General features: G+C 61.5%; 22 protein-coding genes and 5 pseudogenes. 18 read left to right on the top strand and 9 right to left on the bottom strand.

Going from position 1 to position 26,463, the window contains the following annotated elements:
• Positions 1-40: 40 nt before the first annotated feature.
• From ATB1_RS04980 to ATB1_RS04965, 4 genes and pseudogenes are all read right to left on the bottom strand, one after another.
• Positions 41-1,261, bottom strand: a complete 1,221-nt coding sequence (locus ATB1_RS04980) for an RNA-guided endonuclease TnpB family protein (RefSeq protein ID WP_042662523.1) — start codon at positions 1,259-1,261, stop codon at positions 41-43.
• 153 nt (positions 1,262-1,414) lie between these two features.
• Positions 1,415-1,614: pseudogene (locus ATB1_RS24295) on the bottom strand (antitoxin VapB family protein).
• 185 nt (positions 1,615-1,799) lie between these two features.
• Positions 1,800-2,276 (bottom strand): maltose:maltodextrin transporter permease, encoded by a 477-nt coding sequence (locus tag ATB1_RS04970; protein WP_042662522.1) that lies wholly within the window; start codon positions 2,274-2,276, stop codon positions 1,800-1,802.
• 133 nt (positions 2,277-2,409) lie between these two features.
• Positions 2,410-4,110, bottom strand: a complete 1,701-nt coding sequence (locus tag ATB1_RS04965; protein WP_042662521.1) for an alpha-glucosidase — start codon at positions 4,108-4,110, stop codon at positions 2,410-2,412.
• Between the two features lie 270 nt (positions 4,111-4,380).
• Between ATB1_RS04965 and ATB1_RS04960 the strand changes: the two genes are divergently transcribed.
• The 6 genes and pseudogenes from ATB1_RS04960 to ATB1_RS04935 all read left to right on the top strand — a co-directional run bounded on the left by ATB1_RS04960 (position 4,381) and on the right by ATB1_RS04935 (position 10,319).
• Positions 4,381-5,859, top strand: coding sequence for an extracellular solute-binding protein (locus ATB1_RS04960; RefSeq protein WP_042662520.1), 1,479 nt, complete (start codon positions 4,381-4,383; stop codon positions 5,857-5,859).
• Positions 5,860-5,865: 6 nt separating this feature from the next.
• Positions 5,866-6,828 (top strand): carbohydrate ABC transporter permease, encoded by a 963-nt coding sequence (locus ATB1_RS04955; protein WP_042662519.1) that lies wholly within the window; start codon positions 5,866-5,868, stop codon positions 6,826-6,828.
• A pseudogene (locus ATB1_RS04950) lies at positions 6,829-7,759 on the top strand (carbohydrate ABC transporter permease).
• Positions 7,760-7,765: 6 nt separating this feature from the next.
• Positions 7,766-8,948, top strand: a pseudogene (locus ATB1_RS04945) (ABC transporter ATP-binding protein).
• A gap of 2 nt (positions 8,949-8,950) precedes the next feature.
• Positions 8,951-9,151 (top strand): hypothetical protein, encoded by a 201-nt coding sequence (locus ATB1_RS04940; RefSeq protein WP_042662518.1) that lies wholly within the window; start codon positions 8,951-8,953, stop codon positions 9,149-9,151.
• A gap of 88 nt (positions 9,152-9,239) precedes the next feature.
• On the top strand, positions 9,240-10,319 hold the full coding sequence (locus tag ATB1_RS04935; protein ID WP_082256277.1) for a TrmB family transcriptional regulator: 1,080 nt from the start codon (positions 9,240-9,242) through the stop codon (positions 10,317-10,319).
• A 105-nt stretch (positions 10,320-10,424) separates the two neighbouring features.
• On the opposite strand, the gene ATB1_RS04930 is transcribed toward ATB1_RS04935, so the two are convergent.
• Complete coding sequence (locus tag ATB1_RS04930; RefSeq protein WP_241768066.1) at positions 10,425-10,901, bottom strand: pterin cluster protein; 477 nt, start codon at positions 10,899-10,901, stop codon at positions 10,425-10,427.
• A gap of 132 nt (positions 10,902-11,033) precedes the next feature.
• Between ATB1_RS04930 and ATB1_RS04925 the strand changes: the two genes are divergently transcribed.
• The 12 genes and pseudogenes from ATB1_RS04925 (at position 11,034) to ATB1_RS04875 (ending at position 23,529) form a co-directional block, all read left to right on the top strand.
• Positions 11,034-11,927 (top strand): UbiA family prenyltransferase, encoded by an 894-nt coding sequence (locus ATB1_RS04925; RefSeq protein ID WP_052367737.1) that lies wholly within the window; start codon positions 11,034-11,036, stop codon positions 11,925-11,927.
• 114 nt (positions 11,928-12,041) lie between these two features.
• Positions 12,042-13,823, top strand: a complete 1,782-nt coding sequence (locus ATB1_RS04920) for a histidine kinase N-terminal 7TM domain-containing protein (RefSeq protein ID WP_042662517.1) — start codon at positions 12,042-12,044, stop codon at positions 13,821-13,823.
• 227 nt (positions 13,824-14,050) lie between these two features.
• The gene (locus tag ATB1_RS04915; RefSeq protein ID WP_394324764.1) at positions 14,051-14,488 is read left to right on the top strand and encodes a hypothetical protein; all 438 of its coding nucleotides are present in this window, start codon (positions 14,051-14,053) and stop codon (positions 14,486-14,488) included.
• Positions 14,489-14,522: 34 nt separating this feature from the next.
• Positions 14,523-16,163 carry a hypothetical protein gene (locus tag ATB1_RS04910; protein ID WP_042662515.1) on the top strand — a complete coding sequence of 547 codons (1,641 nt, stop codon included), beginning with the start codon at positions 14,523-14,525 and terminating at the stop codon, positions 16,161-16,163.
• 111 nt (positions 16,164-16,274) lie between these two features.
• Positions 16,275-16,358 (top strand): annotated as a pseudogene (locus ATB1_RS24485) (hypothetical protein); the annotation flags it as partial.
• A gap of 22 nt (positions 16,359-16,380) precedes the next feature.
• Entirely contained in the window at positions 16,381-17,388 is a 1,008-nt protein-coding gene (locus ATB1_RS04905; protein ID WP_052367735.1) for a hypothetical protein, read from the top strand.
• Between the two features lie 2 nt (positions 17,389-17,390).
• A complete protein-coding gene (locus ATB1_RS04900; protein WP_042662514.1) occupies positions 17,391-18,488 on the top strand; it encodes a hypothetical protein in 1,098 nt (365 codons plus the stop codon).
• Positions 18,475-20,507: pseudogene (locus ATB1_RS04895) on the top strand (VirB4 family type IV secretion system protein). Before ATB1_RS04900 ends, ATB1_RS04895 begins: the two are co-directional and overlap by 14 nt.
• A gap of 44 nt (positions 20,508-20,551) precedes the next feature.
• Complete coding sequence (locus ATB1_RS04890; protein WP_042662513.1) at positions 20,552-21,142, top strand: Rrf2 family transcriptional regulator; 591 nt, start codon at positions 20,552-20,554, stop codon at positions 21,140-21,142.
• A gap of 5 nt (positions 21,143-21,147) precedes the next feature.
• Complete coding sequence (locus tag ATB1_RS04885; RefSeq protein ID WP_042662512.1) at positions 21,148-21,627, top strand: hypothetical protein; 480 nt, start codon at positions 21,148-21,150, stop codon at positions 21,625-21,627.
• Positions 21,628-21,778: 151 nt separating this feature from the next.
• Positions 21,779-23,236 (top strand): lamin tail domain-containing protein, encoded by a 1,458-nt coding sequence (locus ATB1_RS04880; RefSeq protein ID WP_042662511.1) that lies wholly within the window; start codon positions 21,779-21,781, stop codon positions 23,234-23,236.
• Positions 23,233-23,529, top strand: coding sequence for a DUF3006 domain-containing protein (locus tag ATB1_RS04875; RefSeq protein WP_042662510.1), 297 nt, complete (start codon positions 23,233-23,235; stop codon positions 23,527-23,529). Before ATB1_RS04880 ends, ATB1_RS04875 begins: the two co-directional genes overlap by 4 nt.
• Positions 23,530-23,560: 31 nt before the next feature.
• Here ATB1_RS04875 and ATB1_RS04870 read toward each other — a convergent pair whose 3' ends face one another.
• From ATB1_RS04870 to ATB1_RS04855, 4 genes are all read right to left on the bottom strand, one after another.
• Positions 23,561-24,490: a transcription initiation factor IIB family protein gene (locus ATB1_RS04870; protein WP_042662509.1), complete on the bottom strand. Its 930-nt coding sequence runs from the start codon at positions 24,488-24,490 to the stop codon at positions 23,561-23,563.
• Between the two features lie 112 nt (positions 24,491-24,602).
• Positions 24,603-24,827, bottom strand: coding sequence for a hypothetical protein (locus tag ATB1_RS04865; protein ID WP_042662508.1), 225 nt, complete (start codon positions 24,825-24,827; stop codon positions 24,603-24,605).
• Positions 24,828-24,875: 48 nt separating this feature from the next.
• The gene (locus ATB1_RS04860) at positions 24,876-25,352 is read right to left on the bottom strand and encodes an SWIM zinc finger family protein (protein WP_042662507.1); all 477 of its coding nucleotides are present in this window, start codon (positions 25,350-25,352) and stop codon (positions 24,876-24,878) included.
• Between the two features lie 213 nt (positions 25,353-25,565).
• On the bottom strand, positions 25,566-26,438 hold the full coding sequence (locus ATB1_RS04855; protein WP_082256278.1) for an ImmA/IrrE family metallo-endopeptidase: 873 nt from the start codon (positions 26,436-26,438) through the stop codon (positions 25,566-25,568).
• Between the last annotated feature and the right edge of the window lie 25 nt (positions 26,439-26,463).

The following is a 26,463-nucleotide window of genomic DNA, read 5'->3' as shown; positions in this document are numbered from 1 at the left end:
CTCGGGGTCAAGCCCCGAGGCTTGTCAGTGGACTCCCGCTCTAACTGCGAAGGGCAGTAGGTCGGAATCGACCATTCGCGTTCAACGTCCCTGACTTCAGAGCCAGTTGACTCGTGGCTCGTCCAGCACCAGACTTGAGCCAGTGCTGAACAAGACGCCACCCGATATTCCGAGCGGCGTTATAATCGCTGTGCAACCGTTTCCCGCACTTCAGACACTCGAACTCGTCACCATCTCGATTATCTTCGTGGGTGAATCCACATTCACCATGACTGCATCGCTGAGAAGTGTACGCAGGGTTCACGTCGTCCACGTCGATACCGTATTCTTCGGCTTTGTATTCGACGTGCCGTTGGAGTTCCTTGAACGCCCACTGCTGAAACTTTGAAGCGTTCGAGATACGATTCCTGATGTGTTTCAGGTTCTCGAACGCGATTGCCGTACAATCGTTCTCCACGGCGTCCTGCACGATTTCTTTGGAGATGCAGTGAAGGTAATCGGCACTCCACCGAGCGAATCGGTCGCCAATCGACTGCATCGTGAGGTGGGCCGACCGAGTGCCTGTTTGTTGCAGGTTTCCACGCCGACGTTCGTACTCATCGCGTCGGTGGTTGAGGTAGTCTGCGTTACCGAGGAACGCTCCTGTACTGGTGACGGCGACGTACCCGTCCACGTTCAAGTCAACACCGAGAACCACTCCGTTCTCGGATTCTTCGTCGCAAGAGGTGTCAACGTCTTTCTTCACGGCGACGTGGAGGTAGTACGTGCCATCGCGTTTGTGGAGCGTTGCTTCGGCTTTCTCCCATTCATCCGTCCAGTAGTCCTCGAACGGCGTTCCTTCCTCGTTGACGGGCGTGACGTATTCAGCGGTCACGCGGTCGCCTACGGTGGCGAGAGATACGTGGTCGTCGTTGTACGTGATGGTTCGACCATTGTACACAACGACGCTTCCTCGGAACTCCGGCTTGCTTGCTCGTTCGCCGTCAAAGATTCTGTCTTTGCAGTTGCCGAGTGCGGTGGCCGCGAGGTTTCGGGCGGATTGGACGAGACTGGATTGCAGGGAGAGTTCATCACGAACATCAGAATACGTCTCTTTGTGGAGTGTGTTCTTGGTGTCCGTGATGTTGTAGGGGTTGTCGTCCCATCCGTGGTCTGCGACGTGTTGGGCCGCGTGTCGGAACTGCTCGAACGTCTCATCGAGGACTTCGGCGTCCTCTTTGGAAACGTCGAGTTTGACTTGGATGTTCCGAACAACCTCCATACTTCATTAGTATGGTGAGAGATACTTAAAACTACATAATTGAGTGGGGAGTCGGGCCTGCTATCGAGCGTGGTTTGTGAGGGGTAGTGTCGGCTTCCTCCCCGAGGTCAAGCCTCGGGGTATCCGCCTTGAAATCTGATGAATCGAGAAAGGTCACTTCTCGTAGCTCTCTCGAGAACGCTTGATCGCCTCGCGCGCCTGTTCGGCTTTGTCAGTTCCCTTCCACGCGCCAGCCTTCATCCCTGACCCTTCGTTCGCCAATCGGTCGAGAAACTCATCCCAACTCTCATCTTCACGCTTCAGCCTCGCCAGTTCTCTTTTGTCTCGTCAGAGACGCGAATTGACGTGCTCATGCGCATACATTGCGTATGCAATCGGAAGTAGTTTGAGGACCTTGGTCTCGATGGACCACGAAATCCGAGTTCAAGGCTGCTGAGTCCGTCAATTTCAGGGAGGACCACATCAGTTACTCCCACACTCTCGACGCCGCACGACGCCCAGAACAAAACCTTCCCAACGGACACTCGACTCTTCGCGTCTATCCCTCGTGTTCCTCGTGCTCGTCGTCCTGCTCCTCGCTGACCGAAATCTCCGTCTCGTGCTCTCGGTCGGCCTCGCGCTGTAACTCCTCGGCCCGGAGTTCGGCGCGGGTGTAGGCGTCGTACACCGCGTAGAGCCACACCGCGGGCGCGAGGAGGAAGCCGATGATGACCATCACCGAGACCGAGGCGACGATGAAGCCGACCGCGAAGACGAGGCCGCGTTCGAGTTCGCGGTTGTACAGCTGTCCGAGACCGGGGAAAATCGCCGACAGCACCGCCGCGACGAAGGGGTTACCGCCTTCGAGCAGGTCGTCGAGCGCGGAGTCGACCGACGACTTCGGCGGGTCGCGCTGGCGGACCCCGCATTCGGGGCAGATTTCTGCGCGCGCGTCGATGACCGCGCCGCAGTCGCGGCAGAACGCCTCGTCCGGGCCGCGCTCACGAGTCGAGTCGTCCGTAGAGGGCGATGACATACCTGTCTTCTGTCGGCCGAGGACGTTAGTCCTGCGGCGGTCGGACAGCGGGGTGGGACGACACGGTCGAACACCGAGGACCCGGCGCCGCATCACCCGCCAGACTGGGACGCCGACCTGTCGAGTGACTCCGTTACAGCCGATAGAGAACTGCTTCGTACGGCCGGAACTCCCGTTCGCGTGGGTTCTCCGGTGATTGTTCGTAGTTAGAACGCAGTATCTCAGCACGACTGGGGTCGATGTCCGCAGCGTCGAACGTCGCCGGTTCGTCCGACCAGTTGAGAACGACCAGTACTTCCTCGTCACCGAGCGTTCGCGTGTAGGCGAAGAGTTGCTCGTGGTCGGGCAGTAAGAGTTCGTACTCACCATAAACGAGCGTGTCCAGCTCGTGTCTGAGTGAAATGAGCGACTGATAGTGGCGCCAGATGGAGTTCTCATCAGCGAGTGCCGCATCGACGTTGATGTCGCGGTAGTTGTCGTTGACGCCAAACCACGGCTCACCGTCGGTGAACCCTGCGTGAGGGTCGTCGGACCACTGCATCGGTGTCCGTGCGTGGTCGCGGCTCAGGTAGTTGACCAGGCCACGTACCTCCTCGAACGAGTCGATAGCACCCGCGTCGATGAGTTCTTCGACCTTCCCGATAGTCATCACGTCGTCGAGTTCGTCGAGCGTGTCGAATTCGGCGTTCGTCATCCCGATCTCCTCGCCTTGGTAGATGTATGGCGTTCCACGCAGCGTCAGCAGGAAGGTAGCGATGAGTGCTGCGCTCTCCTCGTGATACTCTTCGTCATCGCCAAAGCGAGAGACGATTCGGGGAACATCGTGGTTCCCAAGGAACAGTGCCTCCCAGAATTCTGCGGCGAGTTCGTCTTGTGCGCGGGTGACGATTTCTTTGAAATCCGTGAGTTCCCACTCTCCCCACCCATCGAGACTCCATGGTCCGTTCGGTCCATCGTCGACGGCTAGGTGGTTGAACTGGAACATCATGTCCAACCCACTGTTTCCCTCACCGAGGTACTCGGCGATTTTGTCGATACTCGTCCCGCCCATCTCGCCGACGGTCATGGTGTCGTAGTTCGCGAGGGTATCGTCGTACACCGCTTGAAGGTATTCGTGGATGTGTGGGCCGTGAGCGTAGTGTTCGTGACCGACGAGTCGCGCGTCAGGATCGCCGTCCGGGAGACCCTCAGGTTTCGAGATGAAGTTGATCGCGTCCATGCGGAAGCCGTCGATTCCCTTCTCCAGCCACCACGTGATCATCTCTTTGACGTCTTCGCGGACATCGGGGTTGCGCCAGTTCAGGTCGGGTTGATTCTCGTCGAACAGGTGGAGATACCACTGCTCGCGCTCGTCGTCGTAGGACCATGCTGGCCCGCCGAAGATTGACTCCCAGTTGTTCGGTGGTTCGTTCGGTGAGCCGTCGCGCCAGTAGTAGTACTCCTCGTACTTCCCCTCGCGCCGTCGGGAGCGCTGGAACCACTCGTGTTCGCTGGAGGTGTGGTTGACCACGAGGTCCATGATGAGTCGCATGTCTCGTGCGTGGAGTTCGTCCAGCAGTTCCTCCCAGTCGGCCATCGTCCCGAACTCGTCCATGATGGCGCGGTAGTCGCGGATGTCGTACCCGTTGTCGTGGTTCGGCGAGTCGTACACCGGACAGAGCCAGACGACGTCCACACCGAGGTCGTCGAGGTACTCGACCTTCTCTGTGATGCCGGGGATATCGCCGATTCCATCGCCGTTTGAGTCGTTGAAACTGCGCGGGTATATCTGATAGACGACCGCTTCTTTCCACCACGATTGCGTGCTGTTTTCGACGACTGCGGCCCCGTTCATTGTCCCTCACCGGCATCAAACGACAGCTCGGCTGCAGCGCCGTCGGGCTGGTCTGTTCGCGGCGAGTTCCATGTGGACTTCGTCGGCGATGCTGTCTGCGGCTGTCGGCGTCGGGAGTGTCGTCTCATGATCGGGAGATCGGTCTGGAGCGAGTGTTGCTCTTGTTCGTCAAAGCCGAAGAGAGGCGACCACTTAATTCTAGCTAGAATCTTAATCAACTGCTTGATTCAGAATCTTTATTGTGCCATCTATCACAATCGTAGATGCACCATGGGAACCAATAGCAACGAGAACACAGCGCAGTCACCGGTTACGCGCCGCCGATTCGTCAAAGCGGTCGGCGCGGCGAGCGGCGTGACGGGGCTCGCGGGATGTCTCGGCGGCGGAAGTGGAGACAAGCCTGAGAAGGCGAGTTCGGACCAGACAGTCGTTCGCCAGTACGCTGGCGTGGGGTCCAACGAATCGCCAGCGGTCAAGGACCAACTTCGCGAGGCGCTGTGGAACGCGGGGCTCTCGGAAGATATCTACGTTGAAATCGTGGACGGTCCGTCGACAACAGACCAGTTGCTCAGTCAGTACCGCACGTGGCTCTCCGCAGGCCGAGAAGAACCGGACATCTTCACGATGGACTCCGGATGGACGATTCCGTTCATACAGCGGGGGCAAGTACAGAGTCTGGAAGAACTGTTGGACAGCAGTACGGTCAGTACCGTCAAGAACGACTTTTTCGAGGCGAGCGTCGCGTCCGCAAGTGCTCCTGACGGGACCCTGTACGGGGTGCCGGAGTTCCCGGATTTCCCGACGATACAGTACCGGAAGGACCTCGTCGAGGACGCTGGGTACGACACCGACGGCTGGCAAACCGAACCGATGAGCTGGCAGCGGTTTGCCGAGATTACTGCTGACGTCAAAGCGCAGAACGACATCAAGTACGGCTACACGTTCCAAGCGGACAGCTACGGGGGACTGGCCTGTTGTGACTTCAACGAATGGATGACGACGTGGGGTGGGGCCTACTTCGGTGGGTCCGAGAATCTATTCGGACCGGTAAACGAACGCCCGGTCACGGTCAACAAAAAGGGAGCCGTGGACGCGATCAAGATGGTTCGGTCGTTCATCCACGGCGAAGACGACAAACACGGGATGGACATTCCCGGAAACATCGCTCCAGCCGCGACACTCGGCTGGACCGAGGAAACGTCCCGGAAACCGTTCACCAACGGCAACGCGGTCATGCACCGCAACTGGCCATACGCGATTGCGATAAGCGGGGCAGAAGATGCGCTCGGTGACAAACTGGGCGTGATGCCGCTGCCGTACGGTGTCAAAGAGAGCGAGGCCGAGTACAACGGGACTGGCGGAACCGCATCCGCGCTCGGCGGGTGGAACTCCGTCGTGAACCCGAACTCACAGAAGAAAGACGCGGTGGTGGAAGTGCTGAAAGCGAAGATGTCCAAAGAGTTCACGCTGTGGCAGTTCGAGACGCTCGGACTCTTACCGCCGAATCCGGAGGTGTTCAACTCCGACGAAGCACGGAACGTCGACGTCATGGGACGCTACATGGACGCCTTGCAAACTGCGGGCAGCAATGCGGTCCCACGGCCGGTGACCACCGCCTGGCCAGACCAGTCTGGTGCGATTGCCAGCGCCGTCAACAAGGCCCTACAGAAGGGCAGCGGCGAGTCACCACAACAAGCGATGGACAAGCTCGCGGGCAAGCTGACAGAAATCGAGGAGCAGTCGGTCTGATCGCCTATGGCAACTGAAAACAAGCAATCGAGCGGCTTTCCACGCCCGGATTACGTCATCGCCAACAAACTCGAGGGCCTCCCCGAAGAGCTGTACGCGTACCTCCTGCTGGTGCCGGCGTTCTTCATGGTGGGCGCGGTTGCACTCTGGCCGCTGGTAGACACGTTCACCATGTCACTTCACGCAGACGCCCTCACCGGCGTTTCCGTCGGTGATTTCATCGGCATACAGAACTACGTGGACGTGCTGACCGGCCAACGCAACGCGGTGCTACCGGGGTCCTTCTGGTACGCCGTGGGCCTCACGGTCGCCTTCACAGTCGGGAGCGTCACGCTCGAGACAGTCGTTGGACTCGCACAAGCGTTAGTCCTCGACCAAGAGTTTCGTGGCCGTGCGTGGGTCCGGATGGCGATCATCCTTCCGTGGGCCGTCCCCGTCGTCGTTCAGGGGATGATGTTCTACCTCCTGTTCGAACCGAGCATCGGGTTTCTGGTCGCTCCGTTGCAGGAGCTTGGCCTCTTCTCGTCGACACCGCTGTCGAACACGCAAGATTCGCTCATCTTAATCACGCTCACGGACGCGTGGAAGACCTCCGCGTTCATGGCGCTCATCATCCTCGCCGGGATGCAGAGCATCGACCGGAGTCTCTACGACGTCAGCAAAGTCGCCGGGGCAACCGCCTGGCAACGATTCAAGCTGATCACGTTCCCGTTGGTGCTCCCGGCCGTGCTGGTCGGGATGCTCTTCCGCACGCTGGGTGCGCTGAAAGTGTACGGCGTCATCGAGGTGCTGTCGGGGTGTCGCACAGTTCCGTCGATGACCTGTCTCGTCATCTCGGCGTTCCGGTCGAACCGCTACGGGACGTCAGCAACGCTCGCCTTCCTTACTGCACTGATAATCAGCGCGTTCATTCTCGTGTACCTGATAAAGTTCGTGGACAGTCTCAGGGGAATCGGAGGGAGCGCATAGATGACGACCGCACAGAACACCGACGCCGAAGACGGTGGGGGGCCCTTCACCAACTGGGTCAAAAGCGCGATCGAGAACCCCGGGAAGGTACACAGAGCGATGTTCTACGTCGCGCTCATCTTCTTCATGTTCACGACGCTCTTCCCGATTTACTGGCTCGTGGTGTTGTCACTCACGCCGAATGACCTCATCGTGAACATGGGTCCGATTCCACGCGGGTTCAACTTCTCCGTCTTCGTCGAGATGTGGGAGACGGTACCCCTCCATCAGTACATGTTCAATAGCTTCGTGATTGCCATCACGACGACGGCCTACGTCCTGCTCGTCTCGAGTCTGGCGGGATACGGCGTTCGGACGGCTCGAATTCCGCGGGAAGGGTGGGCTCCTGCTGTTGCTGTTGATAATCTCGTTTTTCCCACCAGCGGCGTTCATCCTCCCGTTGTTCAAGCTCTTCACCGGGAACGTGGTGCTCTTCGGGCTTCACAGTCCGGACCTGTTCAACACGGTCGGCGCGATCATCGTTCCGTTCAGCGGGCTCTTCCTGCCGTTGTCAGTCTTCATCCTGACGACGTTCTACAGCCAGATTCCGGACGGACTCGAGGACGCAGCGCGCGTGGAAGGGACGACGCGTATCGGCGCTCTGTTTCGCGTCATCATGCCGCTCTCGGCACCCGGGTTGTCGACCGCCGGGATTCTGACGTTCATCGCCGTCTACAACGAGTTCTTCTTCTCGTTCCTGATGACGACGGGACAGCCCGAGAACGGAGCCCCACTCGTGTGGGGCATTCTGGCCTTCCAGAGCCAGTACACCAGTCTGTACAACTACATGGCGGCCGCGAGCCTCATCGGGATTCTCCCGGTCGCGCTCATCGTGGTCGTCGCACAAGAGAAAATTGTCAGCGGTCTCACCGCCGGCGCAGTCAAGGAGTGATCCACTATGGGAAATGTTACACTTGAACACGTGACGAAGCAGTACGACGACGTAACGGCAGTCAACGACATGAATTTGGACATCCAAGACGGCGAGTTCGTCTGTCTCGTCGGGCCATCGGGCTGTGGGAAGTCGACGACGATGGAGACGATTGCTGGTCTCACGCTCCCGACGGAGGGCGAGATTACGATCGCTGGAAAGGACGTCACGAAGCTCCCACCGAAAGACCGGGGCATCGCGATGGTCTTCCAGAACATCGCGCTGTTCCCGCACATGGACGTCTACGACAACGTGAGCTTCGGGTTGCGACTCCGTGACTTCGAGACAGAGGAGATCGACCGTCGAGTCGAACGAGCGGCGGACATCCTCCAGATCGGTGAGCTGTTGGACCGGCAACCCGCAGAACTGTCCGGTGGGCAGCGCCAACGCGTCGCCATCGGACGCGCGATCGTCCGAGAGCCAGAGGCGTTCCTCATGGACGAGCCGCTCGCGAACCTCGACGCGAAGCTCCGCGTCCACATGCGAACCGAACTCCAGCGCCTGCACAAGGAACTGGACACGACCATCATCTACGTCACCCACGACCAGGCGGAGGCGATGACGATGTCCGACCGCATCGCGGTCCTCAACAACGGTCAACTCCAGCAAATCGCACCACCGCTAACCTGTTACAACGAACCAGCGAACCGCTTTGTCGCCGGGTTCATCGGGTCGCCATCGATGAATTTCATCGAGGGTGAAGTCAGCCGCGACGGCTTCGAGTCGGCGTTCATTTCCGTCGAGTTCGACCCGACCGAGTTTGACGTCTCCGTCGGTGACGCGGTAACGCTCGGGGTTCGACCAGAAGATGTCCATCTCACCGGCGAAGCCGGTAGCATCGCTCACCCGACGAAATCAGTCGACACGGTTACTGACGTCATCGAGCCGATGGGGAACGAAATCTTCGTCTACCTTGACGCACGGCTCCCGTGAGCGCACGACCATGGACGAGGGGCAACGGAAGGGAGACCAGTTGCTGATGAGCGTCGACCCCGACGTCGAACTCTCGGAGGAAGAACCAGTCACGGTTCGCTTCGACCGTGCGAATCTCCATCTGTTCGACCGGCAGTCGGGCGACGCGCGCTGTCACGGCCTCGTGAGTTCCCGCAGTATAGCGACGGACGAACAGCGCACCACCGTCGAGGACTGACGATGCTCGAGACACTCACTATCGTGTACGTCAGCGCGGTTACGGTGCTGTTTTTCTTCTGGGTCTACGGCATCTACGCGTTCTTCCGCGACTGTCGACGGACGTACGTTCCGAAGAGTCGCCAGATCCTTCGCGGATGGCGTTCGATACGGACCGAAGCTGACGAACAGGAACTCGACGAACGCGAGAAACAGCTCCTCTAAACCGGCGAAACGGACATCCACAGACAGCCTCTCCGAACCTTGACAGATGAACAACCAAATAAATCGATGCCCCCAACCTACCACTATCATGTCTCAGCGCGGTGAGGAAAGCGACGCGATGCTCAGAGAGGAACTGGGTGACTTCGGATTCTCGGACAAAGAGGTCGATGTCTACCTCGCGTTGTTGTCCTTAGGCGAAGCGACGACAAGTGCGATTTCGGAAGCGGCGGATGTCTCTCAACAGGCGGTCTACACCATTACTGACCGACTCGAAGACCGAGGCCTAGTCCGTGTCAACGACCACGCCTCACCGAAGACGATTCGCGCAGTTCCCCCGAAAGAGTCGATGGCCGCGTTATCGAGTCGAATTGACTCGATTACGCCGGTTCTGAATACCCGGTTCAACGACACGAAGCCACAGACGCCTGAGCTCAAGATGGTGAAATCCCACGAGACGGCTCTCAAACGGCTTCAGGAGGCGATCGCACAAGCTCAACGCGAGGTCATCGTTGCGATTCCGGAGCGCGTCTATCCAGATATCGAACACGAGCTACAGGCTGCCAGAGAGCGGGGCGTGCTCATATTCCTGTTAGTGCAAGGTGTTGACGACCTCACGAAAGCAGGAGACCGTTTCAGCGGTGCCGCGGATATCGTTCGCTGTTGGAGCGAGAACATCTTGTTCATGTTCGCGACGGATACGCAGTCGACGAATCCGTCGGTCCACCAGTCGGCCTTAGTTGGCGACGCGCTCTTGCTGTCCGGCACACACGACGTTGGAGACGGTGTGGCGGTCTCTGAGAAACACCTTGCAGGTTCGATTCATGGCATGTTCTTCAGTGCCTACTGGCCGGCCGGAACGGAGGTGTTCATCACCGACCCGGACCCACTCCCGAAGACGTACGACTGGTTCCGACAAGCAGTCTTCCACGCGATGCTCCACGAGAAGGCTGGGACAGCTATCTGGGCAGACATCGAGACAGAGGACGGAGAGACGGTCTCCGGACGGGTCAGCAACATTAGCCAAGCGCTCGTCAACCCACCGACGAACGAATACACGTTGCAGACGAGTCTGACCCTCGAGACCGACGAGGGCGAGGTGAGCGTCGGCGGACAGAACGCGATTCTCGAAGACTACGAAGCGAAATCCGTCACGCTCCGAGCTGATTGACGCTGCTGTGCGAACGAGGGCAACGCTCTCGGTAACGCTACTCGGGCATCGGCCTGCGTTGCACCGTGAGGGCGGCTGCCGCGCCTGCATTTCGGCAACTCCCGCTCACACACAGTACAGAAACGGCTTCATGAGCGCGACGCGGTCGCCGTCTTCGAGTCGCGTATCGAAGCCGTCGAGGTTCTCGTTGAACACGCCGTTGACGAGGACGCGAGCGTAGGGGCGCGTCTGCTCCCCTTCGGGGTTCTTTCGCCACGTGCCCGGGGGTTGTTCCACTCGTGCCCACCCGCGCGTCGTCGCGTCCGCCTCGCGCTCTGCGATGACGAGGTCGCGCACGTCGTACGCCGCGAAGAACGCGTCGAGGAACGCCCGGAGCGTCTCGCCCGCGAAGGTGAACTCCACGCGATGAGTGCCTACGGCCGACCTGACGTGGCCGGTCAGTTTGACCTCGACCGTCGTTTGTGTCGTCTCTGTGGAGTCCGTTGTCTCCGCCGTCTCCGACGCCGCGTCTGTCGCTTCCTCTGCCGCTCCCGCCGCTCCCGTCTCTCTCCGCTCTGCCTGTTCGGCTATCCCTGTCTCCATAGGTCCCGCTACGCGCCGAAGCCGAATGAGCGGGGTCCCGAACACGTTCGACCGCGAGCGAAAACCAGATAACCGGAACAAACTGTTGTCTGGCGCACAACTAATCCACTCGCGCCACGACACGAAGGCGCAATGCGAATTCTTCCACCCCGCCTGTACGGTGCGGTCGTCCACAGTTCGGTGTTTCTCGGCGCGTCGACCATCGCCGAGGTGTTCGTCGCGTCCGCGCTCGCCGGCATCGCGCCGAACGCCGCCCTCGCCGTCGGCTTTCTCGTCACCGTCGGCGTGTACAACTTCGACAAACTCGCGGACCTCGACGCCGACGCCGAGAACTACGCGGAACGGACCGCCTTCGTGGCGTCCCACCCGCGACTGTACGCCGCCTGCTCGGTGGTCGCCGTCGCCGTCGCGATCTGGCTCGCCGTCCGGCACGGCGGCGTCTACGCCTTCGGGCTGACGCTGTTTCCGGGCGTCGTCGCCGCGTTCTACAGCGTCCCGCTCGTTCCCCTCACCTCTGTCGACCGCCTCAAGGACGTCTTTCTCGTCAACACCGCGACGGTGTCGCTCGCGTGGGCGGTGCCCGTGGCGTTCATCCCGCTCGCGGTCGCCGCGACCGCACCCGAGTACGCCGCCGGCGCGGCCGTCGCGGCGCTGTGGTTCTTCTTCCGCTCGGCCATCTCGGTCGAAGTCCACAACGTCCGCGACGTGACGGGCGACGCCCGGAACGGCGTCGAGACCCTGCCGACGGTCGTCGGCGTCCGCCGCACGCAACTGAGCCTCTACGGGTTAGAACTCGTCTCGCTCGGACTCGTCTGGGCGGCGTCGTGGGTCGGCGTCGTCCCCGCGTGGGCTCCGGTCGCGCTCCTTCCTTCGGTCGCCTATTCGACGTGGATTACCCACGCGCTCACCGGGTCGTCCCGGTCGGTCGAACGACTCTGTACGCTCCGCGACGGCGAGGGCGTGCTGATGGCCGTCGGCGTCGCGGTCGTCGCTTCGGTTGCCGGTCCCGCCGGCGCGTTCTTCTGACGCACACCGGACCGAACGCCCGTTCGGAGTGATGCCGGCGTCGCTGTCGACCCGAGGCGGTCACCCCGAATTCTCGAATACCCTTTTGTCACTCGATGAATAACTACCGGGATAGTGATTCCGAACATCGAGTGGCCCCCGTTCGAACAGTTGGTGTTCGGGGGAACCGCCGGTGCGCATTTCCTCACGCAACCGGTGCCGCTCGTCGTCGTCATCGTGGGGCTGATGATACTCACCGCAGTGATAAGTGGCTACGTCGTCCTGTTCGCGTGGCGGCGACGGCCGACGCCCGGTTCGACCGGGCTGGTCGCGTTCGGCCTCGCCAGCGGGTGGTGGTCGGCGGGCTACCTCTTGGAACTCCTCGTCGAAGACCTGACGCTCAAGCTCGCGCTCGCGAACCTCCAGTGGATCGGCGTCCTCGCAGCCCCGCTCGCGTGGGTTCTCTTTTCGTTTTCCTACGCCGGTCGAGACCGCTACACCGCACCGGCGTCGCTCCTCGCGCTCTCTGTGCTCCCGCTAGCTAGCCTCGTCGCCGTGTGGACCAACCCCCTGCACCACCTGATGTGGGGCAGCGTGACCGTCGTTCCCGCCGTCGGCCGGACGATTACCGTCCTCCAGACCGAGTGGGGTCCGCTCTACTGGGTCGTGTTGGGATACAGCTACCTGCTGTGGCTCGCCGGCTCGGGCGCCATCTTGCGGACGGCGCTCGACATGCCGACGATCTACCGACTGCAGGCCGCCACTCTCATCGTCGGGTCGGTGATGCCCGTCCTCGGAAACGCCGCCACGACGCTCCTCGAACTCTACGGCCCGGCCATCGACATGACGCCCGCGGCGTTCGCGTTCGCGGGACTCGCCTGTACCGTCGCCATCAGCCGCTACGAACTCCTCGAAGCCCGGCCGGTCCCTCGGTGGGTCGCCCGCGAACGCGTGGTCGAGACGATGGCCGACGCGGTGCTCATCACCGACACGAAGTGGCGCGTCACCGACGTGAACCAGTCGGCCGCGCGGATTCTCGGCGAGACCGCCGCCGAACTCAAAGGCAACCCCGTCAGCGACGTCATCGAGGAGTTCTCGGCCGACCAGCGGAACACGGACCAACTCACCGTCAGACTCGGATCGGGACAGCGCTACTTCGAACTCCGGACGAGCGCCTTTACCGACCACCACGGCCGCGACATCGGCCACGCGCTCGTCTTCCGCGACGTGACCGACCGCCGGCTAAACCTCCAGCAACTCGAGGTGATGAACCGCGTCCTCAGACACAACCTCCGGACCGAAGCGAACCTCCTCGAAGGCTACGCGAACCTCGTCTTGGACGACATCGACGCCGGCGAACTCGACGACGCGCGGGACCACGCCCAAACCCTCCACGACCACGCGTCGACGCTCGTCAACATCAGCCAGAAGGCGCGCAAACTCGGCGTGGCCCGCGATAACGACGGGAACGGGGACATCCGCCTGCTCCCCGCGGCCGTTCAGATACGGGCCGCCGCCGACGCCGTCCGAGCCGACTCCCCCGGTGCGAACATCCGGCTCTCGTCGCTTCCCGACGCCGAAGTCGTCTGTGCGCCCTCGCTCGAACCCATCATTCGCGAACTCGTCGAGAACGGAGTCCAGCACGACCCGGCGTCGACGCCGGTCGTCTCGGTGACGGCGACCGCAGACGAACGCGAACTCGTGATTCGCATCGAAGACGACGGCCCCGGCATCAACGCGAGCGAACTCGCCGCCATCGACGCCCACGGCGAGACGCAACTCAGACACGCCAGCGGCCTCGGTCTCTGGCTGGTGAAATGGGGCGTCGACCAACTCGGCGGCACCGTCGCCTTCCACCCCCGCGAGGAGGGCGGGACCGAAGTGGTGCTTCGGCTTCCGGCGTTGCGGGAGGAGTGAGGGGAGTTGACAATATCAGCTTTGAGTACGTACTGTAGTACTGCGCCAATAGCTCTTTTCACGGCTGTTCTGACCATTTATGAATATCATAGCTGATAACGCTGCGCTAGCTTTATAGCTAGCTATCGAGAAAAACGAGCGATAGTCTCCGACTCCTACCCAATCGGTGACAGTTCAGTGGCAGCTGCCACTCGAACGCGGTGAAAGCCCGTTCTTACCCAAGACCCATGACTCGACTATTCGCTCGGGTCCGAAGAGCAGCAGCACACGCTCGCGCTTCGGCCCACACGCACGCTGTACCGACGGTTAGATATCTCGCTCGACACGGGCTGATTGGGTTCGTCTTGCTCAGTCTCATTGCTGTCGACCCGGCACTCGCCCAAGAGAGCGTCATCTGTCAAACGGATCGAATCCCGACGATGATTTCTGGGTTCTTCCAGCTCACGACGACGATTGGACTCATCGGACTCGTCGTCGTCTGGCAGGGGAACTCGTTGTCCGAGATTTTCACGCTCAGCCCAGACCAACGAGAGAAGATTAAGCGACACAAGCGAACCGCACTCAAATCGACGCTCACACTCGTCTTACTCGGCCCGCTCTACACCGTCGCTGGTGGCACCATGGGCCTCCCGCTCGCGACGTGTATCGACCTCGTCCCCATCTAGCGGTCACGTGACGTCTCACGCTTCGGTCCGTAGTGTGACCTGCATCCTCGCCGCTGTGGCGCTCCTCGCTCTGGCTGGAGGTGGAGCAGCAGTACCCGAAAACGCCTCGCAACCGGGCCCTCACACAAATGCGACGCGCTGGTCGGACGACCCGGACGACTGTCTCACAGCAGATGGCTACCGCGAGCAGTACGGACGCGACCCGCGACCAGTCGAGTTGCTGGCAACCTGTACGGACTTCACCTACGAGACACCGCCCAATGTGACGGCGGCAAACGACCGCCTTCGGCAGTCGATTACGCCGGGTGACGAAACCACGTCGCTCGGCCCATCGTCGGCCCCTGTCGGCTCCGATGGCCGACTCCAAGACGTTCGGGTGTCGTTTCTGACGGTGTCGCCGTCGACGCTCGTCCACGAGACCGCGACGACGACGCGATTCGTTCGACCAACCGGGTCCGTCGTTGGCTATGTTGATTATCGAGTCGACACCACGCCGGTCACGACCGGCAACACGACCGTCTCCTGGCGACTGCGTTCACACCGTGTCGAATCAGTCTCGCTTGCGACTGACCGCGGCGTCCTCGGAACCGCGAGTCGCACACAGAAGCCGACGTTCACCTATCAACAGGTACCGACGGGGCGAACGCAGTTCCGGCTCACGGCAACCGTCACCGCCGCGTTCGAACGGACGGTCACAGTTACCGCAAACGGCACACGCGAGACGACGACCGACCGTGTTACTGCGAACGTCACCGTCACTCAGACACAGACTGTCGTCGTCACACGCCCGACTGCAGACACGGCCGTCCTCGCGTACCACGACGGCACCCGCCGAGTTATCCTCTCGAATCTGACGCCATGGAGTCGCTATGGACTTGCGGGGACATCCGACCATGCAGTCCAGAACGTCTGGCAGTTCTACACCGCCGAAGAGCCAGCGTGGCAGACGCTCGACAAGGCAACTGCGACGACAACGACGGTGGTTCGACCGACAGCACGACCACTCGTCGTTCACGCCGTTCCAACACGCTCGCGTCCGGAACCAGAGCTGCCGTGGGGGCCGCTCCAGATTGAAGACCGAACGGGCGCGAAGCACGCGCGCCCACAGTTCGACGACTCGAATCTCACGAGTACACCGACGGCGTACCAGCACGTCGATAGACTTCGCCTCCGGCAGCCGGCGGCCGCGTCGGTGACGCTCCACGGTCTGGTTGCCGGTCCGCCGACGACACGCTCGCTCCCAACGACGCCACAACGCGCTCGGAACGCTACCCTTACACTCACGACCGCATCACACTCGCTGACGAACGCGACACTGCTTGTAACCCTCACCGACGACGCAACGGGCGAACCGCTGTCGACGGGGGCAGCCGGCACAAACCACGCCGATGGCTCGGTCGTCGTCGCTGGAACCCCGGTGTCACTCAACGAAACCGGGCAGGCGACGGTCGTCGTTTCTGAACCCGGCGTCTATCGGGCGGCGTTCCGTCCAGCGGCGTGGCGACCGGGACAGCCTGCCTACGTCGCGACCGAAGCGACTGCCACCTGGCACCCGCTCACGACGTTCCACGGTCTGACCGATGCGTTCTGGGACCTCCTGAAACTCCTCCTCGCCGCCGGTACCGTGGTGTACGCGAGTCGCCAGCTTGCCCGCCTCAGATCTCCACACCCATGATACGACGCAGTACACAATCCGTTTCACAGTTGCATCGACGACGAGTCGCGACACCGACCCCGCTGGTGGGGATGGTTCGAAACCGACCCCGGCCTCGAACCCGGAGGCGGCATGGCTGACTCAACGCTGTCTGAACTCGGCAGCGAGTGGTTTGCCGACATTCTCGCCGCCATCACCGGCTGGTTTCAGCGCGGCATCACCGACGGGCTACGAGCAGTTGAGCACGGCCGCTTTCGGAACCCCAACCCCGAAGACGGGGAGCGTCCTCGGCATCGGCGTCCCGACGAACGAGCCGTGGCAGTCACTCCACGAGACGCTCGTCGCTGGCGAAACCACCTTCCTCGCGCTGTTGCTGCTCGTGATGGCCGTCCAAGCGAGGAACACGATTCGCGTCTTCAATCTCGGAAATCCCTTGGTTGCGAGAGCGACATCACGGTCTGCTTGGACAGGTGGCGTCCTCATCGTCTGCTGGTATTGGATTGCCGCGGCGTCGCTCACGCTCGTCGATGCGGTCACACTCCTCTTTTTGCCGCCGGTGACGAGTGTCGGCACGCTCCTGTCCGACCTGCTGGTCGTGACGATTACGAACCCGATTCTCGCGGTTGGGCTCAGCGGACTCGGGGCGCTCGGCATGTGGGGCCTGCAGGCGCTGTTTGTCGTTCGCGATCTCCTGTTGTTCGGGTACATCTTCGCGATGCCGTTCGGGCTCGCAGTCACGTACGCCAACCTCCCTGTCGTCTCGCGACTCACGGCGTCGCTGTGCCGACGGTTCATCCCGCTGTTGATTCTTCCCCTTCCGATTGCCCTGCTCTTTGGCGCATACGACCTCGTACTCACACCGCTCACGACAGTCGGGCTGTTGCCAGCGGGTGCGTTCGCCCGATATCTGCTTGCAATGTCACTCCCGCTCGTATCGGTCTACATCGCATGGCGGCTCTTCCGTGACGTCATTCCGCGAACGACGCGGGCAGTACAACGGACCGGACGACTCGCAACCACCGCTGGTACGGTTGTCGCTGCGGGTGCCGTCAGCGGACCGGGCGGGGCCGCCTCGGTTGCGAAACTCGGTGCGCGGTCCGCAGCGGCCCGCGCTGTCGAAAGCACACTCGAACCCTCGTCTCCCCCAGAGACGGCAACGCAACACGACCACGTCGCCGCCGACGCGAACGGGCAGCGCGGCGTCCCCACGTATCGCCGAACTGAGAACGACCCCGGCTACTACTAACCATGTCACAAGATACACCTGCAGAACGACGACTCTTGAAAACGCTCGGCGAAGAGGTTCGAATTCCGGTCCTCAACATCGAGGAAGGCGACCTCTACCCACTCGTTGGCTTCCCAATCGTGGGCGTCTTCATCGCTGGGCTGACCGGTATCGATTCGCTCCTCTGGCCGCTCGGCCTTGGCGGCTTGTGTTGCGGCTTGCTCACCGTCTACGCGACGCCATCACACCGAACGACGACCGCCTGGCTCGGCGACCTCGTCCACTACTATCTCGGCCGGCCGTCGCTCTCGACGGCGTACGCCGACGCCGAACCGACCGGGAGTGACGCACAGACGCTCGGCGATTACAACCCCTTCGTCCCCGCCGAGGAGACACAAGACCTCACCAACATCGCCGCAGCGTGGCCTGGTGCAGGCGCACTCGAACGGAGTGATGGGACGATGGTCGGGATGGTCGAACTCAACCCGTCGAACATGGATTTCGCGATGTCCGGCGACTGGGCCCAACGACAGCACGTCGCCGAGACGTTCGCGAACAACGAACTCGACTTTCCGCTCGTCCTCCACGCGACGACGCGACCGTTCCCCGTCGACCGACTCATCGACCGCATCGATGACCGACTCACCGACGAAGACGTGGCCGAAAGCCCGGCGTTCGAGCGACTCCTCTCCGAGTATCGCGACACGCGGCCCGAAGAGATGGCTGGGACACAGGAAATCTGCTACTACCTCGGCGTCGAAGTCGACCCGTTCGAGGTCTACAGCGATCTCAACGAAGAGGAGACACCGCTGCAGCGACTGACCGCGCTGCCGCTCGTGGGGGTGTTGTTGACGCCGTTCGTGACGCGGCGTGAGAAACTCACCGAGGCGGAGGTCCGCGCTCGCCTGTTCGACGCCGTCGACACACGCTGTCGGACGCTCGAAACGGAACTCATCGGGAAACAACGCGGCTGGGCAGCCCGCCGGCTCTCGACGACAGAGCAGTTCCTGCTTTCGGTCGAGTTCTGGAACGGAGCCGTCCACGAGTACGGCGACCCGGATGCGAGTCTCCGAACGGCACCAGCGCTCGGACACAGCCAACGGGAGGATGCCGATGTTTGAGGCGGCTGTGCTCCAGTCGGCACTCGCGTCGGCGTCGACGCCCCTCCTGTGGGCAGTTCTTGGGGGTGGCCTCGCGTTTCTCGCAGGTGTCGCGCTCACTGTCGGATGGCAACGTATGCACCACACAACCGAGGCGTTCGACCCAACGGCCGTCTTCGACGAGTCGGTGTTGGAGCAGGCGGCAGCCGACCGCTCGATTCTAGAGGCGATTGATGCTGCACACGCATCGATGGCCGCGCCCGCTGCAATCGAGTGGGACACCCGCGCCGCGCGTGTCGGCGAGCAATGGACGACGACGCTGTATCTGGCGTCCTACCCGGACTATCCCAAAGACGGCTATCTGAACGAGCTGTTCAACCTCACTGATATCGAGTTCGACTGTACGGTTCGCTTACAGCCGAAAAATCAAGCTCGGGCTCGCGACCAACTGCAGACGCTCGCCGATAACCTCCAAGTCGACGCGAAACTCGAACAGACCGTCCGTGGCTCGTATCTCCAGACGCGGGCTGACGAAGCAACGGCGACCTACACCGCCGTCGAAGAAGGCCAACACGTCTTCTCGCAGGCGATGTTTCTGACCGTTCGTGGCGACACTCGAAGTGAACTCCGCAAGGCAGTTCGAACCGTCAAGCGACGCCTTCGAGACCACCCTGCAAATCTCACACCGAAGACGGCGACGTGTGCACAGGACCGCGGCCTCCAAGCAGCCGCGCCGCTCGGTCCGAATCCGTTCGACGAGGACGTGGTTGCACTTGGTGGGGCTGTGGGGGCGTTGCTTGCGTCACCACACAACCCGACGATTCTCGAACCCGACGGCGTCGAAGTCGGGATTCACCGCCACAACGACAGCCCGGTCGTTATCGACGCATTCGCCCGCGAAAACGGGTATGCGATGTTCACCGTCGGCGACCCTGGCTCCGGAAAGTCGTTCGGCGCAAAGCAGAACTTCATCCGCTCGATTGCGAACTCGAAAGACCGCATCGGCATTATTCTCGAACCGCTCAACAACTGGGCCGGCGTCGCCGAAGCCTCAACGCCCATCGGATTACGGTGGGTGGGAAGATGGGACTCAACCCGCTCGAAATCAAACCGATCCCGCCGCGCGTCCAGCGAACACTTGGCGACGACGCCAGTCCGTTCAACGAGAAAATCGATAGCGTGCTGAGCTTCTTGACGAACTTCTTTTCGCTCCGCGGCATCCACCTCGGCGACCACCGAACGACGCTCGAACTGGCCATCACCGAAGCGTATCACGAACAGGGAATCACTGACGACGTGGCGACGCATGACAACGAGAGCCCGACGATGCGTGACGTCCTCGACGTGCTGACGACGATGTCCGAGACGCCCGAAGACTTTGTCGTTCGCAGCTCTGTCGAGACGGCGAAGCTCGAAGCCGACGCGGCGTGGCTCATCGACCAGCTTCGTCCGTTTGCGGCCGGTGGCCGATACGAGAATCTCGGCCGGGAGACCGAGTTCGAGATTCGCGACGAGAAGCTCATCTATCTCGACCTCGGCCAACAGGAAGGCACCGTCGGTGGGAGTACGAGCCTGCTCATGCAGTTGCTCATCGCCGCCGTCTACGAGCGAGCCAAAGAGACGGACAAGGAGGTTGTGTTCGTCATTGACGAAGCCCGCTACATCATGCAGGACACAGAGAGCCTGTCGTTCCTCGAGACGGTGTTCCGCCACCACCGTCACCACGACCTCTCGATTCGGCTCGTCACCCAGACTGTCGACGAATTCTTCCAACACCCGGAGTCGGAAGCGATTCTCGACCAATGCGCTATCAAGCAGTTCCACCATCTCGACGGGATGGACGAGACGTGGGCGAACGAGTTCGGCCTCAACTACGCCCAGATGCGATTCGTCCAAGACGCCGTCCCCGGCTCTGACCGACTCGGCTACTCACAGGCCCTCGTCGGCCTTGACGGCGAGTGGCGCGGGATTGAGGTGCGGGCGATGCCCGACGAGACCGAGGTCATCGATTACGACCCGGCTGATCAAAAAGTAATATAGAGTAGGTGGAAACTACTATATTCCTGTAGTCTGTTGGTGAGGATATGAGTGATCGTTTCCCACCGACTGAGTTCGAGGATATTAACGAGGCTGTGGGTGAAGAATGGGAAGCAGAGACGACACCCCACGAGCGTATTCGACGGGTTATTTCCCACACATATACGCCTGTCTCGGCAGAGACTGTCGCTAAGTACGCACGAACGGCTCCGAAAACGGCACGAAAGCATCTGAATGCACTCGCGGAAGAAGGATTCGTCAGTACTGAAACCGGCACCAATGGTGGAACTGTCTATCGTCGCTCACCTGAGTCGCTCGTTGTCGAACAGGCTGCAGATATCCTTGCACACGTCTCAACCGATGAACTCGTCACGCGAATTTCCGAGATGCGCGAGCAACTCAACACCTATCGGGCTGAGTACGACGTTGACTCTCTCGAAGAGTTGACTGTGTCCCAAGCAAACCAAACACTCGCTGAGTCCACGGCGGAGCAACAGGAGATTGATGCGGAGACGATTCAAACGTGGCAGACGACACGCCGAAACCTCGCATTTGCGAACGCAGCACTTTCAATCGCAAATGCCGAGCGATTTGTTGATGGCGACCGCCATTCGGCTGGTGGGAGTATCTCGGCATAAGACAGATGGAAACCATTGAAGCCAACGAAACCCACTCGCTTCGAGGAGCGATTGACCGAGGTGCCTTACTCGAAATTCGTGAGGTCATTGAGCGAGAAGAGCCACTTGCAACGCCGACACTAGACGACTTTCTCAATCCGACTGTTCTCGAAGTCACATTCGAGGATGGCTTCTGTGGTGCGGCTTCTAGCCGGATCGATATCCAGTGGACAGTCGATGGAGACTACAAATTCCACTACACCGATGCTGAAGGCGTGAATCTTCGGTGGGGGTCACATCCGCACGCTGGAGACTACGTGTCCGTTTCTGGGTGTGAGCACTACCATCCACCACCTGATGCGACTGCGGACCCGGAGGCTGTCGAAGACTCCTGCATTACGCAGTCACCACAAGTCCTTGTCACTCGCGCTGTGCTCAAACTCTGGCGAGTCGCGTATCACACCGGTTCGTACGAACCGCTCAACGCCGCGAGCAATCCGCCGTGACATCCTCGAAGGCAACTGGCTCGAGACGCAGATCGTATCGCCATCGTGAGATACCGTCGCTCTTTCAAACGACTCCGCTCACTCGTTGAACACGGGTCTTAGCGCCTACTTTCAAAAAAGCAATTAAACCACCTGCCGGCGATGTCGTCGTATGACGCTCCAGGTCCGGACGATTGCAGTCGTCCTCCTCGTTTTCATCGCCGGCTGTACTGGTGCCGGTGGCCCCGCACCCGACACAGGAACAACTGCGTCGCCGACAGCAACGCCCACGACAACACCGACTGCGACGACACAATCATCTCAGACTGTCACGTCGGTCAACGGCACATTCGACGTCCACTTCATCAACGTCGGCCAGTCAGTCAGTACACTCCTCGTCGCACCCAATGGTGAGACAATGCTCATCGACACCGGTGATTTCCGAGACGATGGCGAACACGTGCTTTCGTACCTCCAAGCACACGATATCGATCGCATCGACTATCTCGTGACCTCACATTCCGATGCGGACCACATCGGTGGGAACGCGGCCGTTATCGACTACTTCGAAACGCAGGCAGACGGTATCGGTGCGGTGTACGACCCCGGCATCACCTCTACCTCCCAGACGTACGAGGCGTATCTCGACGCCATCGAACAACACGACGTGCCGCTGTACCGCACGCAGGCCGGCGACGAAATCCAGATGGGTGCCGTGACCTCGCAGGTGCTGTCGCCGCCCGAGGGCTATCTGGCAAACGAAGACCGCAACGAGAACAGTATCGTCCTCATGACCCAGTTCGGAACGAGTCGGTTCCTGTTTACCGGGGACGCCGAACACGAAGCCGAAGAGTACCTCGTCGAGACGTACGGCTCGCAGTTGCACGCGACGGTGCTCAAGGCGGGCCACCACGGCTCGGGCGGCAGTACGACGGCCCCGTTCCTCGAAGCGGTCCAACCGAAGGTCGCCGTCGTCTCGAGCGCGTACGACTCCCAATACGGCCACCCGAACGAAGAGACGCTGTCCCGGCTGGCAGCGCAGTCCGTCCCGACGTACTGGACGGCAACCCACGGCACGATTGTCTTCGAAAGCGACGGCCAGCACGTCACCGTCCGCACCCAACGCGATGCACCGACCGAGCCGACACAACTCCGCGAGGGGACAGCGATTGAACCGGGGACGACCGGGGAGGTGACCGCCCGGTCGACCATCACGACGAACGGAACGGTCGCGACGCTCACACCGGTCGCAACCGACGGTGGGACTGAACCCGAGACTGAGACCGAGACGCCCACTTCGTCGCTCGCAGTCTCGGACGTCCACGCCGACGCCGCGGGAGACGACGCGGACAACCTGAACGACGAGTACATCGTCTTCGAGAACACGGGAAGTGATGCCCTCGATATCTCCGGGTGGACAGTCGCCGATGCCGCAGGCCGGACCTACACCTTCCCATCGGATACGACACTCGCCGCAGGTGCAACGCTCACCCTCCACACCGGAACGGGGACCGATACGTCGACAGACTACTACTGGGGCTCTGGCTCGGCCATCTGGAACAACGGTGGCGATACCATCACCGTGACGGATAATACCGGTGCGGTCGTACTCGAAGAGACGTACGCATGATTCCAGACGGGACATACACGGCGACAGTCGACCGATTCGAGGACGACCGCGCGGTGTTGCTCGTCGAAGCCGACGGTCGGGATATCGACCAACTCGTCGTCGACCGCGACGAACTGCCGTGGCGAGCGAGAACCCAAAACGCGGTCTTGACGATTACCGTCGCTGACGGCGCATACGACGGTGGCCAGTACGAACCCGACGAGACCGAGGCGCGAACCGAGGCCGCTCAGTCACGCTTCGACCGACTCTCGCGACGCCCGCCGTCTGCTCCCGACGCGGACGACGACACCTGAGCAGACAGCAGTCGACTGTCGCCGCCGTTTTTTACGCCAGTTCTGTCAGTTCGACATACCGCGCTCTGAGCGTTGGGACCGACACGTCTGCGAGTGCGGCGAGGTCGGTTTGTGTCGGGTCCACACCGAGTTCCGTTCCCGCGAGATAGAGACACGCTGCGGCGACGCCAGCCGGATTCCGCCCATTTGTAATCCCGCCCTCGTCGGCTCTCGTCGCGAGTTCGTACGCCCGCGACTGCACCTGCGAGGAGAGGCCGCTGTCCGACCCGAGCCGAGTGACGTACGTCCGCGCGGTGACGACCTGGGCATCGATTCCTAACTCGCTGTTGAGCGCCCGATAGCCCGTCTGGACTTGATCACACGAACAGCGCGCGACGCTCGCGATTTCATCACGTGGGCGCGGCAGGCCACGACGACGACACGTCGCATACAGGCTCCCCGCGGCAATCATCTCGACTGACCGCCCTCGGATGAGGTCCGCGTCCTGGGCGCGTCGGTAGAGCTGACTCGCCTCTTCGATGAGACTCCACGGAAGGTCGAGTGCGCTCCCCATCCGGCTGATTTCACCGAGCGCCGTCGCGAGGTTTCGCTCCGCTTTCGACTCGAAGCGTGCCCGCCGATGCTCGCGCCGAAGCCGGTAGAGTTGCCGTCGTTTCTTACTCGACACCGTCCGCCCGTTCGCATCTCGGTTGTAGCCGATTTCCGCGGAGACACCTCTGTCGTGTCGCGCCGGGGTGAGCTGGCCACCCGTTCGGGGAACTGAGTGGGGGTCCTCGTCGAACACGCGCGGTCCGTGCGTGTGGTCGAAATAATACTGGTCGACGATGAGGCCACATTCCTCGCAGGCCGTTTCACCGCCGTCCGTCGTGAGTCGCCCGTCACATTCGGGACACTCGCTGGCGTCGATGGATTTGCCGCACGATTCGTCGAAGGTTCGGTCGTAGATTTCTCTCAGAGACATTGTTGTCGGTCGTGAGGTGGCTGCTTCGCCACCCCGCACCCCTCAGGGGGGAATAAAATTGGCAGGCGGTGCGCCTCGGATTGTAGCGTGTCGTCGTCGCGGCGATCGCGACCTACACCGGTTGGTTCGGACAGCCCTGCTCGAACCCGGATGGCTCGTTCCGTTCGTCTCCGCAGTTCACACAGCGCCAGACGCGCCGCCGGCCCTGGTCGAACTGCGCGAGTGTTTCGAGCGACGGTGTTCCGTCGTCGTCCCACTCGGTGACGACGAGAATCTCGTGTCCGGTCGGTGTGCGCTCAGCGATGCCGCTGTCGTGTTTGGTATGATTCGTTGCCATTGGAACTACGAGGGAAGTTCCCCCGCACCCCTCAGGGGGAGATAACACTCACCGCGATTGCTCGAACGCACTCGTCTCTCGTCGCGACTCCGCCACACACCGTGCGAAGCGCCCGTCCGGCTGAGGCAGGATGCGCGTCCGGAGTTCGAACAACACCCGTCTCAGGTGCTTGCACTCGACACCGCGTTTCTGGTGGTCCGGGCAGCTACACGTCCCTGCCGCGATATCGACCTCGTAGGTGTTCCCGCTCGACGACTCGACGTCGTAGCGCGGGCCGACGGTCCCGAACCGGACCGTCATCGCTTCGATGAGTGCTTTCCATGTCCGCGAGTCTTCGACTGCGTAGCCGCCGTCGCTCACGAGCGGGCGGCCGGGTGTCGAACGACACGGTTCGCGGAACTCGTCGCGCCGGTTTCGCTCGTGACCGCAGTTCCGACAGCGCCAAAACCGCGTTCGATAGCCGTCGCCGTCGGAGAGTTCGAGAGCGTAGTCAGTTGGCTCGCTTCCCGGCAGCCACTCGGTCACACGGACGAGGTCGTGACCGCGGTGGGTCGATGTCGCTACGGACCGTCTGGTGGGTGGTCGTTTCGGAGTCATTGGAACGGCGAACGCTCGTGGTGAGCCCCCGCACCCTGTGTGGGGGCGATAAACTCTCTCGGCGATTGCTCACAGGCAGCGAGTCAGCGACGTCTCGGTCGTCGCTGAACGAGAGGCGACTGTCGCGCAATCGCAAGCGAGCTAGGGACGACCAGCCGAGTCACCAACCGCCCCAAGTATCGACACCGTCACCGACCGAATCCGGTTGAGACGTTCGAGAACCGACGCGGCGTCCTCGCCCGCCCAGGCAGCGAGGTAGAACGCTGAGTTACTGACATCCAACCCGAACTGTCGACCGACGAGATACGCGACTGCTTCTGCTTCGACTTCGCGCAGCGACCGCTCTGGCAGGCTCGTCCGGTCTGCATGCAACAGCCCATGAGCGAACTCGTGGACGAGCGTCGTCGCCATATCCGCCTCGTTCGGCCGCTGTCTGACTGCGACGCTCGGTCGGTGTCCCTGCGGGAACTCACACACGCCGCGCGCAGCGCCGTGGGTCCACTCACTCGGAGACACGAGCGACACGTCCACCCCGAGTGACTCCGCCGCGGCACAGAGCATGGGAACGAGGTCGCTCGCGTCACCGTGTGTGGCGGTCTCCAACGACGGCAGCGGCTCGCCCGTCGTCTGTGACACATCAAACACGGGAACCGGCTTGAACGAACGCAGTTGACTCGACCACTCCGAGTATGGCACACCGTCGCTCTCGCAGTCGTCGTCGTGGGTGGACTTCGGTTCGCCACAAGCCGGACACACTTTGGCCGTGATCGGAGCCCAGATCCAAATCGCCGACTCACCTTCCGAGACCTGTCTGTCGAACTCGGTTTGCCACGTCCGGTAGCCTGCGACGTGCGTCGCGTCCGGACATTGCAACGAAATGAGCAGGCTGTTCCGCGCTGAGTAGTCGTGAAACCGGCTCTGGACGTCAAGCCACCGCTGGAACGCCTCGCTTGCGTGTGCGGTGGTCATCTCGGCAAGGAGGTCTTCTAACCATTCCTCGACGGCAAGTTGCATCTCGTCGGCACGGGTGGGTGCGTCG

It is taken from the genome of Haloferax sp. ATB1, assembly GCF_000730175.1.
This window is presented reverse-complemented; position numbering and strand designations above follow the sequence as displayed.

Excerpts from the sequence above, each read along its gene's own strand:
- ATB1_RS04980 (WP_042662523.1), bottom strand. The coding sequence starts at position 1,261 with ATGGAGGTTGTTCGGAACATCCAAGTCAAACTCGACGTTTCCAAAGAG.
- ATB1_RS04970 (WP_042662522.1), bottom strand. The coding sequence starts at position 2,276 with ATGTCATCGCCCTCTACGGACGACTCGACTCGTGAGCGCGGCCCGGAC.
- ATB1_RS04965 (WP_042662521.1), bottom strand. The coding sequence starts at position 4,110 with ATGAACGGGGCCGCAGTCGTCGAAAACAGCACGCAATCGTGGTGGAAA.
- ATB1_RS04960 (WP_042662520.1), top strand. The coding sequence starts at position 4,381 with ATGGGAACCAATAGCAACGAGAACACAGCGCAGTCACCGGTTACGCGC.
- ATB1_RS04955 (WP_042662519.1), top strand. The coding sequence starts at position 5,866 with ATGGCAACTGAAAACAAGCAATCGAGCGGCTTTCCACGCCCGGATTAC.
- ATB1_RS04940 (WP_042662518.1), top strand. The coding sequence starts at position 8,951 with ATGCTCGAGACACTCACTATCGTGTACGTCAGCGCGGTTACGGTGCTG.
- ATB1_RS04935 (WP_082256277.1), top strand. The coding sequence starts at position 9,240 with ATGTCTCAGCGCGGTGAGGAAAGCGACGCGATGCTCAGAGAGGAACTG.
- ATB1_RS04930 (WP_241768066.1), bottom strand. The coding sequence starts at position 10,901 with ATGGAGACAGGGATAGCCGAACAGGCAGAGCGGAGAGAGACGGGAGCG.
- ATB1_RS04925 (WP_052367737.1), top strand. The coding sequence starts at position 11,034 with ATGCGAATTCTTCCACCCCGCCTGTACGGTGCGGTCGTCCACAGTTCG.
- ATB1_RS04915 (WP_394324764.1), top strand. The coding sequence starts at position 14,051 with ATGACTCGACTATTCGCTCGGGTCCGAAGAGCAGCAGCACACGCTCGC.
- ATB1_RS04900 (WP_042662514.1), top strand. The coding sequence starts at position 17,391 with ATGTCACAAGATACACCTGCAGAACGACGACTCTTGAAAACGCTCGGC.
- ATB1_RS04890 (WP_042662513.1), top strand. The coding sequence starts at position 20,552 with ATGAGTGATCGTTTCCCACCGACTGAGTTCGAGGATATTAACGAGGCT.
- ATB1_RS04885 (WP_042662512.1), top strand. The coding sequence starts at position 21,148 with ATGGAAACCATTGAAGCCAACGAAACCCACTCGCTTCGAGGAGCGATT.
- ATB1_RS04880 (WP_042662511.1), top strand. The coding sequence starts at position 21,779 with ATGACGCTCCAGGTCCGGACGATTGCAGTCGTCCTCCTCGTTTTCATC.
- ATB1_RS04875 (WP_042662510.1), top strand. The coding sequence starts at position 23,233 with ATGATTCCAGACGGGACATACACGGCGACAGTCGACCGATTCGAGGAC.
- ATB1_RS04870 (WP_042662509.1), bottom strand. The coding sequence starts at position 24,490 with ATGTCTCTGAGAGAAATCTACGACCGAACCTTCGACGAATCGTGCGGC.
- ATB1_RS04865 (WP_042662508.1), bottom strand. The coding sequence starts at position 24,827 with ATGGCAACGAATCATACCAAACACGACAGCGGCATCGCTGAGCGCACA.
- ATB1_RS04855 (WP_082256278.1), bottom strand. The coding sequence starts at position 26,438 with ATGCAACTTGCCGTCGAGGAATGGTTAGAAGACCTCCTTGCCGAGATG.